Genomic DNA, 13148 nt, shown 5'->3' on the forward strand with positions numbered 1-13148 from the left:
CGTTTTTCGTATGTCTGACTCTCGTGCGAACGTTCCTGCTCTCGGTACCCTTCTGACCGCCATGGTCACCCCGTTCACCAAGGACGGCGAAGTTGACTACAAGCAGGCAGCGGAACTGGCAGTCAAGCTTGTCGACGACGGCTGCGATGGCCTGGTCGTCACCGGAACAACCGGGGAGACGTCCACGCTCACCGATGAGGAAAACCTCGGCATGTTCCGCGCAGTGAAGGAAGCTGTGGGCGGTCGCGCGGCAATCATCGCGGGCACGGGAACCAATGACACTGCCCACTCGGTGCACCTCTCCCAGGAAGCCGCGAAACTCGGCGTCGACGGTCTCTTGATCGTCACCCCGTATTACAACAAGCCGAGCCAGGCCGGCGTCCGGGCCCATTTCGAGACCATTGCGTCCGCCACTGAGCTTCCTGTCATGCTGTACGACATTCCCGGGCGCTCCTCCATCCAGATCGCGCCGGAGACCATGATCGGCCTTGCCTCCCACCCCAACATCGTTGCGGTCAAAGATGCCAAGGCCGACTTCGCCGCGGCCACGCGCGTCATGGCGGAAACCGACCTTCTTTTCTACTCGGGCGACGACGGCCTGACCCTCCAGTGGATGGCCATGGGTGCCGTGGGCCTGATTGGCGTCACCACCCACGTCGTCACCCGCCGTTTCCGTGAACTCATCGACGCCATCAACGCGAACGACCTTGGCACGGCACGCAAGATCAACTTCGAGCTCGAGCCCGTGATCCGGGCGACCATGACCCGGGTCCAAGGCGCCGTCGCCGCCAAACAAATTCTTAAATGGCAGGGAGTCCTGCCCAACTCGGTTGTCCGTTTGCCCCTCGTGGAGCCGGACGCCGCCGAGATCGCAATCATCCGCGAGGACTTGGCGGAAGCTGGAATGGACTTCACTGTCTAGAAAGATTCCGCCGGAAAGTAGCGCATTATGACCCAAACCGCCCTTCCCGGACTTGTCACCCCGCCCAAACTTCCGCAGGGAACACTCCGGATTGTGCCCCTTGGCGGGCTGGGGGAGATCGGCCGCAACATGGCCGTTTTCGAAATCAACGGCAAGCTGCTCGTGGTTGACTGCGGCGTGCTCTTCCCTGAAGAGACCCAGCCGGGTGTTGACCTGATCCTGCCCGATTTCTCGTACATCGAGGACAGGCTGGATGACGTAGTTGCCATCGTCCTGACGCACGGCCACGAAGACCACATCGGCGCTGTGCCGTACCTTCTGCGCCTGCGTGCGGACCTGCCGCTGGTCGGTTCCCAGCTGACGCTTGCCCTCGTTGAGGCCAAGCTCCAGGAACACCGGATCAAGCCGTACACCCTCACAGTGGCAGAAGGGCAGGTGGAGCAGTTCGGCCCCTTCGAATGCGAATTCGTTGCCGTCAACCACTCCATTCCGGATGCCTTGGCAGTCTTCATCCGCACCGCCGGCGGCAACGTGCTGCACACGGGCGACTTCAAGATGGACCAGTTGCCCCTCGACGGGCGCATCACGGACCTGCGCCACTTCGCCCGCCTGGGTGAAGAAGGGGTGGACCTGTTCATGGCCGACTCCACCAACGCCGATGTCCCCGGCTTCACCACGGCGGAAAAGGAAATCGGCCCCACCCTGGACCGCTTGTTCGGCCAGGCCAAGAAGCGGATCATCGTCGCCTCCTTCTCCTCCCACGTGCACCGGGTGCAGCAAGTGCTCGACGCCGCCGCCAAGCATGGCCGCAATGTCGCCTTCGTGGGGCGGTCCATGGTGCGCAACATGGCTATCGCCGCGAAACTGGGCTACCTTGACGTCCCGCCGGGAATCCTCGTGGACATCAAGAACATCGACAACCTGCCAGACCACCGCGTAGTCCTCATGTCCACGGGATCCCAGGGTGAACCCATGGCGGCCCTCTCCCGGATGGCCAACGGTGACCACCGCGTGGTGGTGGGCCAGGGCGACACCGTCATTCTCGCCTCGAGCCTTATCCCGGGCAACGAGAACGCGGTCTACCGGATCATCAACGGGTTGCTCAAGCTCGGCGCCGACGTCGTCCACAAGGGCAATGCCAAAGTGCACGTCTCCGGTCACGCCGCCGCGGGCGAGCTGCTCTATTGCTACAACATCCTCAAGCCCCTGAACGCGATGCCTGTGCACGGCGAAACCCGGCACCTCATCGCCAACGGCAACCTTGCGGAGGACTCCGGTGTGCCCTCGGACCGCGTCATCCTCAGCGACAACGGCACGGTCATTGACGTCAGGGACCACAAAGCCAACGTTGTGGGCCAGGTGGAGGTCGGCTTCGTCTATGTGGACGGCTCCAGCGTGGGCGAAATCACCGACGCCGACCTCAAGGATCGCCGGATCCTCGGCGACGAGGGCTTCATCTCGGTCATCACCGTGATCAACCGGACCACCGGCAAGATCGTCTCGGGACCGGAAATCCACGCCCGCGGCGTGGCCGAGGACGATTCCGTCTTTGACGAGATCATCCCCAAGATCAACGCGGCCCTCGAAGACGCAGTGCTCCACCACGCGGACCACACCAACCACCAGCTCCAGCAAGTGGTCCGTCGGGTTATCGGCACGTGGGTCAATCGCAAGCTTCGCCGGCGCCCCATGATCATCCCGTTGGTTCTGGAAGCATAGCCCCGGAGGCCTAGCCCAGCGATACCGGCACAGGCACGCCCCGGAGTCAGTCCATGAACGGCCCGGTTCAAGCGAACCGGGCCGTTCGTGTGTCTAGCCAAGCTCGCCGCGAAGCCAAGTCCGCGGATTGTCCAACAGGGGCAACATGGTTCCTCTGCGCCCCTGAAATCCGCGGGTTTCCGGACGGCTTGGGGTAGCGTGGCCGATATGGCGACTCGTACTACCTCCGCGCCTAGAGGCAGCTCCAACAGCAAATCCGGCGGCTCGGGCAGCAGCCGGACCCCGGCTAAGAGCGGCAGGAGCGGCACAGGCGCGGCCCGCGGCAAGCAGGCCGCCGTCGTCGAACCCCAACAACCGTGGATCCTGCGTGCGCTTGCTGGTGTCTGGTTAGGAATCGGGCACGTGGTGGGTGCGGGCATCCGCCGGATCGGCCATGACGTCAGTGACCTCGATCCCGCGGACCGCCGGGACGGCGCCGCGCTTTTCAACCTGGCGCTCGGTGTCTTCATAGCAACCTTCGCCTGGTGGGGCTTCAAAGGCTGGTTCCCGGACGTTGTCTACAGCATTGTGAACGGAACCTTCGGCTGGGTATCCCTGCTTCTGCCGCTCATGCTTTTCGTCTGCGCTTTCCGGCTCTTCCGGCAGCCGTGGGACAGCCGCGGCAACAACCGCGTGGGCATCGGCTTCCTGATCATGACGTTCGCGGGCGCCGGCCTGGCCCACATTATCGGCGGCCAGCCGACTGTGGCCGACGGCTTCGACGGCCTCCGGCGCGCGGGCGGGATGCTCGGATTCCTCGCGGCGTCGCCCCTTGCCGCCATCCACCCCGCAGTCCCCGTCATCGTCTACGGCGCTTTGGCGTTCATCGCCCTCCTGATTGTCACGGCCACGCCCTTCGGCGCCATTCCCCGGCGTATCCGCGGCGCCTACGAGCACCTCATGGGCGTCGACCTGGTGGATGCCGACGCGCAGCACGGCGATTCCCACGACCGCAGCTACCTCTATGAAAACCAGGCGGACGTTGAACCGAAGAAGAAGCGCCGCAAGCGCTTCTTCGGCAAGGACCACGACGACGACGCCAGGCTTGAGGGCTATGTCGGCGACGAGGCCTTCGAACACGCAATCGTCGACGACGACGCCCCTCCTGCGAAGGGCGCGCCGTCCATCCCGCCAGGGGTGCGCAGGCCGACCCAGGCCGAAATCGCCGTCGAGAAGATCAAAGCGGCACAGGGGCTCGGAAAAGCACAAGCCGACCCGAACGCCACCGAAGCGATCCCCCTGGTCGCGCCGACCGCCGCCGTCCCGCCGGTCATCGTGCCTTCGGCACCGGTCAGCCCGCCCCCGCCCCCGACGCCGATCCCGCAGCGCACCGAACAGCTTTCGCTCGCCGGGGACGTCACCTACACGCTGCCGTCCTCGGACAACCTGACTCCGGGCTCCATTCCGAAGGAGCGCACGGAAGCGAACGACGCCGTCGTTGCCGCCCTGACGGACACGATGCAGCAGTTCAACGTGGACGCCACTGTTACCGGCTTCAGCCGCGGGCCCACCGTGACCCGCTACGAAATCGAACTTGCTCCCGGCACCAAAGTGGAGCGCGTCACGGCCTTGTCCAAAAACATCTCCTACGCCGTGGCATCGAGTGATGTCCGTATCCTCAGCCCCATCCCGGGCAAGTCGGCCATCGGCATCGAGATCCCCAACACTGACCGCGAAACCGTGTCCCTCGGCGATGTCCTGCGAAGCCAGAACGCGAGGCGGACAGACCACCCCATGGTGATGGGCGTCGGCAAGGACGTCGAGGGCGGCTACGTCGTCGCGAACCTCGCCAAGATGCCGCACTTGCTCGTGGCCGGTGCCACAGGTGCGGGTAAGTCGTCCTTCGTGAACTCCATGATCACGTCGATCCTGATGCGCGCCACACCCGATGAGGTCCGCATGGTCATGGTGGACCCCAAGCGCGTGGAACTGACCGCCTATGAGGGCGTTCCGCACTTGATCACGCCGATCATCACCAACCCCAAGAAAGCTGCCGAGGCGCTTCAGTGGGTGGTGCGCGAAATGGACGCCCGCTACGACGACCTCGCCAACTACGGCTTCAAGCACATCGACGACTTCAACAAGGCTGTCCGCGCTGGCAAGGTTGTTCCGCCGGTTGACTCCAAGCGCGTCATCAAGCCATACCCATACTTGCTGGTGATCGTGGACGAGCTAGCCGACCTCATGATGGTTGCCCCGCGCGATGTCGAAGACTCGATTGTCCGGATCACCCAGCTCGCCCGTGCTGCCGGCATCCACCTGGTCCTGGCCACCCAGCGTCCGTCCGTTGACGTCGTCACCGGCCTGATCAAGGCGAACGTCCCCTCGCGTATGGCGTTCGCCACCTCCTCCGTCACCGACTCCCGCGTGGTCCTGGACCAACCCGGCGCCGAGAAACTCATTGGCCAGGGTGACGCGCTCTTCCTGCCGATGGGCGCCTCCAAGGCGATGCGCGTGCAGGGCGCCTGGGTCACGGAGTCCGAGATCCATCGGGTGGTGGAGCACGTCAAGGGACAACTCAAGGCTGTCTACCGTGACGACGTCGCGCCCGAGGCGCAGAAGAAGCAGATCGACGACGATATTGGAGACGACCTCGAGGTCCTGCTTCAGGCCACCGAACTCGTGGTCACCACACAGTTCGGCTCCACATCGATGTTGCAGCGCAAGCTCCGGGTCGGCTTCGCCAAGGCCGGCCGCCTTATGGACCTGCTGGAGTCGCGCGGCGTCGTGGGTCCGTCCGAAGGTTCCAAGGCCCGCGATGTGCTGGTGAAGCCGGACGACCTCGCTCCCGTGCTGGCAGCCATGAAGGGGCAGGAGGCTCCGGCTACGCCCGACGCGCACACCGCGGCGCTTAGCGACAACGCGAACGCGAACATCGCCGTCGGCGGCTATGCCGAAGACCTGGTGGCCGCCGATCTCGAACGTCGCAAGCAGGTCACTGATTACCACGACGGAGCAGATGGCCTCGATGACGAGGACGACGGCGGCGAGGACGCCTGGTCACTGACCGGACGGTAGCCTAGAGGAGTGACTACATCCGACGGCAGCAAAGCCGGTTCCAGCAGCTCCGATATCTGGAACCTGCCCAACATCCTGACGATGCTCCGGATTGTCCTGGTCCCGTTCTTCGTGTGGTTCCTCCTGGAGGACAACAGCCAGCACGGCATTTGGCGCTGGGCCGCAGTGGTGGCCTTCGCAGTTGCGATCTACACGGACAAGCTCGACGGCGACATCGCCCGGAGCCGCAACCTCGTCACCAACTTCGGCAAGATCGCGGACCCCATTGCCGACAAGTTGCTGATCGGATCGGCTCTCGTTCTCCTGTCGGCGCTGGGGGAGTTGCCTTGGTGGATCACCATCCTCATCCTCGTTCGCGAATGGGGCATCACCGCCTTGCGCTTCTTCGTCATCCGCTATGGCGTGATGCCGGCCTCGCGTGGCGGGAAGCTCAAGACCGTCGTCCAGACTGTCGCCATCTTCCTTTACATCCTGCCGCTGAATTCCTTCGCGCCATGGCTCGTCAGCGTGGCCTTCTGGGTCATGATCGTCGCCCTCGCCATCACGGTGTGGACCGGCGTCGAATACGTCATCGAGGCCGCAAAGCTTCGCACGGCAGGCAAGCGCGCATGAGCGCTGCCGCGGATGAAGTGGCCGCGTCGGCGGTAGCGCTCGCCATCGAGCGGGGCATCACCGTGGCTACCGCGGAATCCCTGACCGCCGGGATGGTTGCCGCCACCCTCGCCGATACTCCAGGGGCGTCAGGCATGCTCCAGGGCGGGGTGGTCGCCTATCAGAATGCTGTCAAGGCCGGAATCCTGGGCGTGTCCGAGGAGTTGCTTGCCGCACTCGGATCCGTCGACGCCGAGGTGGCGGCAGCTATGGCCGACGGGGCCAGACGCGCGTGCGGGGCCGACGTCGGAATCTCCACAACGGGGGTTGCGGGGCCCTTGCCCCACGACGGGAAGCCGGTTGGCACCGTCTTCATTGGCGTCGCCACCCCGGGCGGGGCCGCGGCGCATTCCTACTCGTTCAGCGGCGACCGGCCGAGTATCCGGGCGCAGGCAACCGAGGCCGCATTGGAGCGCTTGTTGGAGTGCCTTGTCCATGCCGACCTACCACACGTAAAGTAGCCGGGAACAAAAACTGCGGCCCAATAGTTGTTACATTGTGTCGCCTCGGAATGGCCGGGGCGCCTAGGATGTAGAAAACAACCGGTGCACCTGCAAGGTGAACCGGACTCACGAGGGAGCAAGGCGATACAGATGGTTAAGCAGCCCGTATCCGTAAACGGCGTTGTCCGCTGGAAGGATGTGGGCTTGGCCGAGAAGGCACCGAGCGAACAGAAGGAGCGCAAAATGGTTGTACTGCGTCACGAAATTGGTGATGTCCTGCGCGATGTCCGCCAGCGTCAGGGCCGCACGCTCCGCGAAGTCTCGCACAGCGCCCGCGTTTCCCTTGGCTACCTGAGCGAAGTTGAGCGCGGCCAGAAGGAAGCATCCTCAGAGCTGCTGTCCTCTATCTGCTCCGCCCTGGACGTTCCATTGTCCGGCATGCTCCGCGAAGTCAGTGACCGGGTTGCCGTCGCCGAAGGCGTCGCTGTTCCGGACACCGTCCCGCAGGAATTCGCTCAGCGCTACGGCCGCGATCTCGACCGCGAGCTCAGCGCCGAACTGAACGACGATTTCACCCAAGGCATGCTCTCCGGAGCCCGCTAGGCGGACCTGAAATAAAGAAGGAGGACCTCCAACTGGAGGTCCTCCTTCTTTGGTCTATGTGGTTTGGTGCGGTCAGTCCTTGCCGATTCCTTCGCCGTAGGCAGCATTGAGCCGTTCAATGTAGTCGGCCAGCGTCTGGATTTCTTCCAGCGGCCACTCACCCAGGCGTTCCCGGAAAACCTGCCGGCGTGCGTCCTGGACCTGGTGCATCTTTTCTTCGCCCTTGGGCGTGAGCCGGATCGATTGTGCGCGTCCGTCCTGGGGGTCGGCTTCTTTGTAGACCATGCCGATGCTCTCAAGGAACGCGATCTGGCGGCTCACCGACGGTTTCCCGACGCCGATGCACGAGGCAAGCTCCGTCAAACGAATGGGGCCCTCTTTCCTAATGATCGTCAGCAGTCCGTAGGCTGCTGGCTCCATGTCGGGATGGACCTGGCGGGATAACTGGTGGGATAGCGATCGTGCGCGTCGCCAGAACATGCTCAGCTGGTGTTCCACCTGTTGGAGGGCGGCGTCGACGTTGTCGCCGGCCTCCACCATCTCCGGCGCGTCGTCGGGAGTGTTGCTCATGACAACCATTCTAGAGTCCGCTCCCGTGAGAGACTCTATTGGTGCGTATCAGTGACTTCTGGCGGCTGATGGACGATGAATTCGGGGCTGGCTACTCCAGGGTCCTCAGCAGCTCCCTTGTATTGGCCGGCGTCGGCGGCCGTACGGCAAACGAAGCCTTGGCAGCGGGCTACAGCCCCCGCGACGTCTGGCTTGCCCTGTGCGATGTCCAGGACGTTCCTCCGGAGCGACGGCTCGGCAGGGACATCAAGCCTGCCGACAAGGGTTCCAGCACGTTCTGAGTTCCAGTTCATGGCGGACACGCCCGCAAATTTGTTCGAATATCTGTTCGGATGAGGCTATGCTCCTATCAGAGGAAAATTGATCCTGGCGGAGCGGTTTCCGTGTCATTCGAAGCCCGTAGTTGTCCACATAGGCGAAGTCGCACACAAAATTGTCAGCGGCTCGTACTAGCGTCGGATGAGACAGGAAAACGGCCGTTCAGGCCAGTCCACAGCGAGAAAGCATCAGAGGTGTGAACCATGGCGGCAAACCAGGATCGTGAGAAGGCGCTCGAGGCGGCGCTTGCCCAGATCGACAAGCAATTCGGCAAGGGCTCCATCATGCGCTTGGGTGACGACATCCGTGCGCCTATCGAAGTCATTCCCACCGGTTCCATTGCCCTGGACGTCGCCCTTGGTATTGGCGGCCTGCCGCGCGGTCGTATCGTGGAAATCTACGGCCCGGAATCCTCGGGTAAGACCACCGTGGCACTCCATGCTGTAGCCAATGCCCAGCGCCAGGGCGGCATCGCTGCCTTCATCGACGCCGAGCACGCCCTCGATCCCGAGTACGCGGCGAAACTGGGCGTCGACACCGACGCGCTGTTGGTTTCGCAGCCGGATACAGGTGAGCAGGCCTTGGAAATCATGGATATGCTGATCGGCTCCGGCTCCTTGGATATCGTCGTGATTGACTCCGTCGCCGCCTTGGTTCCGCGTGCCGAAATCGAAGGCGAAATGGGCGACTCCCACGTCGGCCTCCAGGCCCGCCTCATGAGCCAGGCCCTGCGCAAGATCACCGGCCGGCTGAGCCAGACCAAGACGACCGCTATCTTCATCAACCAGCTCCGTGAGAAGATCGGCGTTTTCTTCGGTTCTCCCGAGACCACTACCGGTGGTAAGGCCCTGAAGTTCTACGCTTCCATTCGCATCGACGTCCGCCGCATCCAGACGCTGAAGGAAGGTGCGGATTCGGTAGGTAACCGCACCAAGGCCAAGATCGTCAAGAACAAGATGGCTCCGCCCTTCAAGATTGCCGAGTTCGACATCATCTACGGCCAGGGCATTTCCCGTGAGGGCGGCATCATCGACATGGGCGTCGAGCACGGCATCATCAAGAAGTCCGGTTCATGGTTCACCTATGACGGCGACCAGCTGGGGCAGGGTATGGAGAATTCCCGCCGCTTCCTGCGGGACAACCCGGAGCTGGCGGCAGACCTCGAGCGGCTCATCAAGGAGAAGCTTGGCGTCGGAGTAGTCAAGCCTGCCGAAGCCGAAAAATCTCCGAAGCTGAAGGCCGTTGACGGCTAAGCGCCAGGGCCGCTCCCGTTCCTCAAGTTCTTCCCGGTCGTGGGGTCCGTCTGCGGATTCGTCCGTGGCGGCGGACCCCGAGGCCAATCCGGAATTGGTAGCCCGGGCCATTGTTTTGCGCCAACTGACCAACTCGCCCAAGAGCAGGCTTCAGCTTGCACGCAAACTGGCTGAGCGGAATGTGCCGGAAGATGTGGCCGAAGCAGTGTTGGACCGCTTCGAGGAAGTCCGGCTCATTGATGACGCCGACTTCGCCGAGATGTGGGTTCGCAGCCGTTCCCAGTCGAGGAAACTCGCCCGGGGTGCGTTGAGGCGCGAATTGGCGGACAAAGGCATCGACACCGAAACCGCAGAGCAGGCACTGGCGCAAGTGAGCGATGAGGACGAGCTGAGTGCGGCCAGGGACCTGGTCGCGCGCCGTTTGAGGTCCGGCACGGACCTTTCCGACAGGACTGAGCGGGACAAGCAAACCCGGCGGCTCGCGTCGATGCTTGCCCGCAAGGGCTACCAGCCATCGGCGGCGTTCCGGATTGTTGGCGAGGTCCTGGACGAAGCCTTGGCGGGGGAACCGGAGTCCTACCGTACCGGGCCGGAGTCACACAGTATCGGGTCACGCGGTGGTCCGGACCCGGACGACTTCGGCTAAGCTGCGCTGCCTGGGAAACTGAGAGCTGCCTGTGAGTATTGCCCCGGGCAGCGGGGTTGGGTGGCTTCTTGATGGTCGTCGGCTAAGGTTCTTGACTAGTGTTCCGAGTCGGGAAGCAGGTCAGATCCAATGCATCCGTTGTCGTTACGGCTTTCGGCAATCATTGTTCCCTTGCTCGTCGCGTCGCTTCTCCAGGCAGGCCCGGCCTCCGCAGACGATGATGCGCCGCCGTCGGGCTATCCCAGTTGGGCAGAGGTACAGCAGGCCCAGGGGAACGAAGCTGCCGCAAGCGCCGAAGTGGACCGTATCAACCAGTTATTGGCCGGCCTCCAGCAGAAGTCCGGAGAGCTCGGCGCGGCAGCCATCAAAGCGGGAACCGAGTACGCGAAGGCCCATGACGCGCTGCAGCATCAGCAGGCAGTCACCCAGAAACTGGCTGAAGCGTCCCGACAGGCCAAGGCAAAAGCCGATTCATTGAGGAAGGCCACTTCCTCCCTGGTGGTCAAGGCATACGAGTCGGGCGGCTTCGATCCCGGGCCGTGGTCCCTCGCGAACGCCGCCATCGCACCAGACAACATTCAGAATTTCGCCTTGCTGAACAGGGTTCTGGATCGTACTGCGAAGCTCCACGATGATGCCCTGAGCGCGTCCCAGGCATCCGCTGCCGCGACCGCCCAGGAACAAGCTGCCCGCGACGTCCTGGCCCAATTGGACAGCGACGCCGCGGCAAAGGCGCAGGCCGCAGAATCTGCCAGGCGTGCTGCCGAAGACAGCGTTGCCGCCACGGACGGCCAGCGAAAGACCATGGTCGCCCAGCTCGCGTCCTTGACGTCCACTTCTGCCGCAGTTGCGCAGAAATACCAAGAAGGCCAAGTGGCGCTTGCCGCCTATCAGGCCGCCCAGGAAGCCAAGAGGGAAGCGGCGCAGCGCCAAGCGGACGCCGCTGCGGCGGCCGCCGCGGCGGCAGCTGCCAGTAACCAGCCAGTCGTCCAGCCGCCGATCAGCAGCGGCGGCGGCTTCGGAGGCGGGGGCGGCGGCGGGGGTAACGTCGTGAACGACCCCGCAGGTGCACGACAATATGCGTCATCCCGCCTCGGCGCCTACGGCTGGGGCCAGGACCAAATGCAGTGCTTGTCCCTGCTGTGGACCCAGGAATCAAGCTGGATGACGGATGCCACCAATCCCAGCAGCGGTGCCTACGGCGTTGCGCAGGCGCTGCCGCCGGACAAGTACTATTCGGCAGGCAGCGACTGGCTCAGCAACTACCGGACCCAGATCGATTGGGGCCTCGGCTATATCCGCGACCGTTACGGTTCCCCCTGCAACGCTTGGCAGCATGAGATGGGCTTCAACTGGTACTAGTCCGAGGGGCTACCCTAGATTGGTGAGTTCCCCTTCCGCAGCACCAGCACCAGCCTCCATCCAGCAGCCCACTCCGGCCCCTGTCATCGATCCGGCACCCGAGTTCGGGGCGAAGCGCACCTACCAGGTCCGCACCTTCGGTTGCCAGATGAATGTCCATGACTCCGAGCGCATGGCAGGACTCCTGGAGGATGCAGGATATGTGCCCTTCGACGGCGGTGTCGCCGACGTCGTGGTCTTCAACACTTGCGCCGTCCGTGAGAACGCCGACAACAAGCTTTACGGCAACCTCGGGGAACTCAAGCAGGTCAAGGCCGCCCATCCGGGCATGCAGATAGCCGTGGGCGGGTGCCTGGCGCAGAAGGACCGCGAAACCATCGTGCGCAAGGCCCCGTGGGTGGATGCCGTGTTCGGGACCCACAATGTGGGTGCGCTGCCGGCGTTGCTGGACAGGGCCCGCCACAACAACGAGGCGCAGCTTGAAATCCTGGAGTCGCTGGACGTCTTCCCGTCTACTTTGCCCACCAAGCGTGACTCCGTGTACTCGGGCTGGGTCTCCATCTCCGTCGGGTGCAACAACACCTGCACCTTCTGCATTGTGCCGTCGCTCCGCGGCAAGGAGAAGGACCGCCGTCCCGGCGAGATCCTTGCCGAAATCCAAGCGTTGGTGGACGACGGCGCAGTCGAGGTCACCCTGCTCGGCCAGAACGTGAATTCCTACGGCGTCGAATTCGGGGACCGTATGGCCTTCTCCAAGCTGCTGCGCGCCTGCGGTGACATTGACGGCCTCGAGCGGGTCCGCTTCACGAGCCCGCACCCGGCTGCCTTCACCGACGACGTCATCGACGCGATGGCCGAGACCGCCAATGTCATGCCGCAGTTGCACATGCCTCTCCAGTCCGGCTCGGACAAGGTCCTCAAGGAAATGCGCCGCTCCTACCGCTCTACCAAGTTCCTGGGGATCCTGGACAAGGTCCGTGACAAGATTCCCCACGCCGCGATTACCACCGATATCATCGTGGGCTTCCCCGGCGAGACGGAAGAGGACTTCCAAGCCACGCTCGACGTCGTCGAGAAGTCACGCTTCGCCTCAGCCTTCACCTTCCAGTACTCCAAGCGCCCGGGCACCCCGGCCGCGGACCTTCCGGACCAGCTGCCAAAGGCCGTTGTCCAGGAACGCTACGAGCGGCTGACCGCCCTCCAGGACCGCATCGCGGCCGAGGAGAACGCGAAACAGCTCGGACGCCGCGTTGAACTCCTTGTCACGGCGCAGTCCGGCCGCAAGGCCGAGGAAACGCATCGCTTGTCCGGTCGCTCCCAGGACCAGCGGCTGGTCCACTTCTCAGTGCCCGAAGGCGCTGAGACCCCACGCCCCGGAGACTTCGTCACCGTGACGATCACCGAGGCAGCTGCCTTCCACCTCGTTTCAGATCCGGCGACGACGGCGGACTACAGCCTGAGGCGCTCCCGTGCCGGCGACGCGTGGGACCGCTCGCAGGCCGATTCCTGCGGCGCTCCGGCACCGAGTGCCGCGGGGGCCGGGTCCGGCGGCCTGAAGGCCGTCTCCCTCGGCATGCCGTCGCTCCCCGTGCGACGCGGCTAGC

At 63.9% G+C, this 13148-nt stretch carries 12 protein-coding genes; 11 read left to right on the forward strand and 1 reads right to left on the reverse strand.

Annotated features, from left to right (window positions below; translation table 11 throughout):
• The first annotated feature begins 10 nt into the window (after nt 1-10).
• The 6 genes from dapA (at nt 11) to ACFVTG_RS21390 (ending at nt 7395) form a co-directional block, all read left to right on the forward strand.
• Nucleotides 11-922 carry a 4-hydroxy-tetrahydrodipicolinate synthase gene (dapA, locus tag ACFVTG_RS21365; RefSeq protein ID WP_390282811.1) on the forward strand — a complete coding sequence of 304 codons (912 nt, stop codon included), beginning with the start codon at nt 11-13 and terminating at the stop codon, nt 920-922.
• Nucleotides 923-949: 27 nt separating this feature from the next.
• The gene (locus ACFVTG_RS21370) at nt 950-2641 is read left to right on the forward strand and encodes a ribonuclease J (protein ID WP_059387811.1); all 1692 of its coding nucleotides are present in this window, start codon (nt 950-952) and stop codon (nt 2639-2641) included.
• Nucleotides 2642-2848: 207 nt separating this feature from the next.
• The gene (locus ACFVTG_RS21375) at nt 2849-5698 is read left to right on the forward strand and encodes a DNA translocase FtsK (protein WP_390282812.1); all 2850 of its coding nucleotides are present in this window, start codon (nt 2849-2851) and stop codon (nt 5696-5698) included.
• Between the two features lie 9 nt (nt 5699-5707).
• On the forward strand, nt 5708-6310 hold the full coding sequence (gene pgsA / locus ACFVTG_RS21380; RefSeq protein WP_390282813.1) for a CDP-diacylglycerol--glycerol-3-phosphate 3-phosphatidyltransferase: 603 nt from the start codon (nt 5708-5710) through the stop codon (nt 6308-6310).
• On the forward strand, nt 6307-6810 hold the full coding sequence (locus ACFVTG_RS21385) for a CinA family protein (protein ID WP_284753603.1): 504 nt from the start codon (nt 6307-6309) through the stop codon (nt 6808-6810). Before pgsA ends, ACFVTG_RS21385 begins: the two co-directional genes overlap by 4 nt.
• Nucleotides 6811-6942: 132 nt before the next feature.
• Nucleotides 6943-7395, forward strand: a complete 453-nt coding sequence (locus tag ACFVTG_RS21390) for a helix-turn-helix domain-containing protein (protein WP_078105673.1) — start codon at nt 6943-6945, stop codon at nt 7393-7395.
• A 72-nt stretch (nt 7396-7467) separates the two neighbouring features.
• Here the strand turns inward: ACFVTG_RS21390 and ACFVTG_RS21395 are convergent, their stop codons facing one another.
• The gene (locus tag ACFVTG_RS21395) at nt 7468-7965 is read right to left on the reverse strand and encodes a MarR family winged helix-turn-helix transcriptional regulator (RefSeq protein WP_078105745.1); all 498 of its coding nucleotides are present in this window, start codon (nt 7963-7965) and stop codon (nt 7468-7470) included.
• A gap of 41 nt (nt 7966-8006) precedes the next feature.
• Between ACFVTG_RS21395 and ACFVTG_RS21400 the strand changes: the two genes are divergently transcribed.
• From ACFVTG_RS21400 to miaB, 5 genes are all read left to right on the forward strand, one after another.
• Nucleotides 8007-8246: a DUF3046 domain-containing protein gene (locus tag ACFVTG_RS21400; RefSeq protein WP_284753600.1), complete on the forward strand. Its 240-nt coding sequence runs from the start codon at nt 8007-8009 to the stop codon at nt 8244-8246.
• A 240-nt stretch (nt 8247-8486) separates the two neighbouring features.
• Nucleotides 8487-9536 (forward strand): recombinase RecA, encoded by a 1050-nt coding sequence (gene recA / locus ACFVTG_RS21405; protein ID WP_059387807.1) that lies wholly within the window; start codon nt 8487-8489, stop codon nt 9534-9536.
• Between the two features lie 64 nt (nt 9537-9600).
• Nucleotides 9601-10182, forward strand: a complete 582-nt coding sequence (locus ACFVTG_RS21410; protein WP_390282814.1) for a regulatory protein RecX — start codon at nt 9601-9603, stop codon at nt 10180-10182.
• A 129-nt stretch (nt 10183-10311) separates the two neighbouring features.
• Complete coding sequence (locus ACFVTG_RS21415; protein WP_390282815.1) at nt 10312-11544, forward strand: lytic transglycosylase domain-containing protein; 1233 nt, start codon at nt 10312-10314, stop codon at nt 11542-11544.
• Nucleotides 11519-13147 carry a tRNA (N6-isopentenyl adenosine(37)-C2)-methylthiotransferase MiaB gene (gene miaB / locus ACFVTG_RS21420; RefSeq protein WP_390282816.1) on the forward strand — a complete coding sequence of 543 codons (1629 nt, stop codon included), beginning with the start codon at nt 11519-11521 and terminating at the stop codon, nt 13145-13147. The genes ACFVTG_RS21415 and miaB overlap by 26 nt, the downstream gene beginning before the upstream one ends.
• The last annotated feature ends 1 nt before the right edge of the window (nt 13148 follow it).

The organism is Arthrobacter sp. NPDC058127 (assembly GCF_042884555.1).
Taxonomy (GTDB): Bacteria; Actinomycetota; Actinomycetes; order Actinomycetales; family Micrococcaceae; genus Arthrobacter.

Excerpts from the sequence above, each read along its gene's own strand:
- dapA (WP_390282811.1), top strand. The coding sequence starts at position 11 with ATGTCTGACTCTCGTGCGAACGTTCCTGCTCTCGGTACCCTTCTGACC.
- ACFVTG_RS21370 (WP_059387811.1), top strand. The coding sequence starts at position 950 with ATGACCCAAACCGCCCTTCCCGGACTTGTCACCCCGCCCAAACTTCCG.
- ACFVTG_RS21375 (WP_390282812.1), top strand. The coding sequence starts at position 2,849 with ATGGCGACTCGTACTACCTCCGCGCCTAGAGGCAGCTCCAACAGCAAA.
- ACFVTG_RS21385 (WP_284753603.1), top strand. The coding sequence starts at position 6,307 with ATGAGCGCTGCCGCGGATGAAGTGGCCGCGTCGGCGGTAGCGCTCGCC.
- ACFVTG_RS21390 (WP_078105673.1), top strand. The coding sequence starts at position 6,943 with ATGGTTAAGCAGCCCGTATCCGTAAACGGCGTTGTCCGCTGGAAGGAT.
- ACFVTG_RS21395 (WP_078105745.1), bottom strand. The coding sequence starts at position 7,965 with ATGAGCAACACTCCCGACGACGCGCCGGAGATGGTGGAGGCCGGCGAC.
- recA (WP_059387807.1), top strand. The coding sequence starts at position 8,487 with ATGGCGGCAAACCAGGATCGTGAGAAGGCGCTCGAGGCGGCGCTTGCC.
- ACFVTG_RS21415 (WP_390282815.1), top strand. The coding sequence starts at position 10,312 with ATGCATCCGTTGTCGTTACGGCTTTCGGCAATCATTGTTCCCTTGCTC.
- miaB (WP_390282816.1), top strand. The coding sequence starts at position 11,519 with ATGAGATGGGCTTCAACTGGTACTAGTCCGAGGGGCTACCCTAGATTG.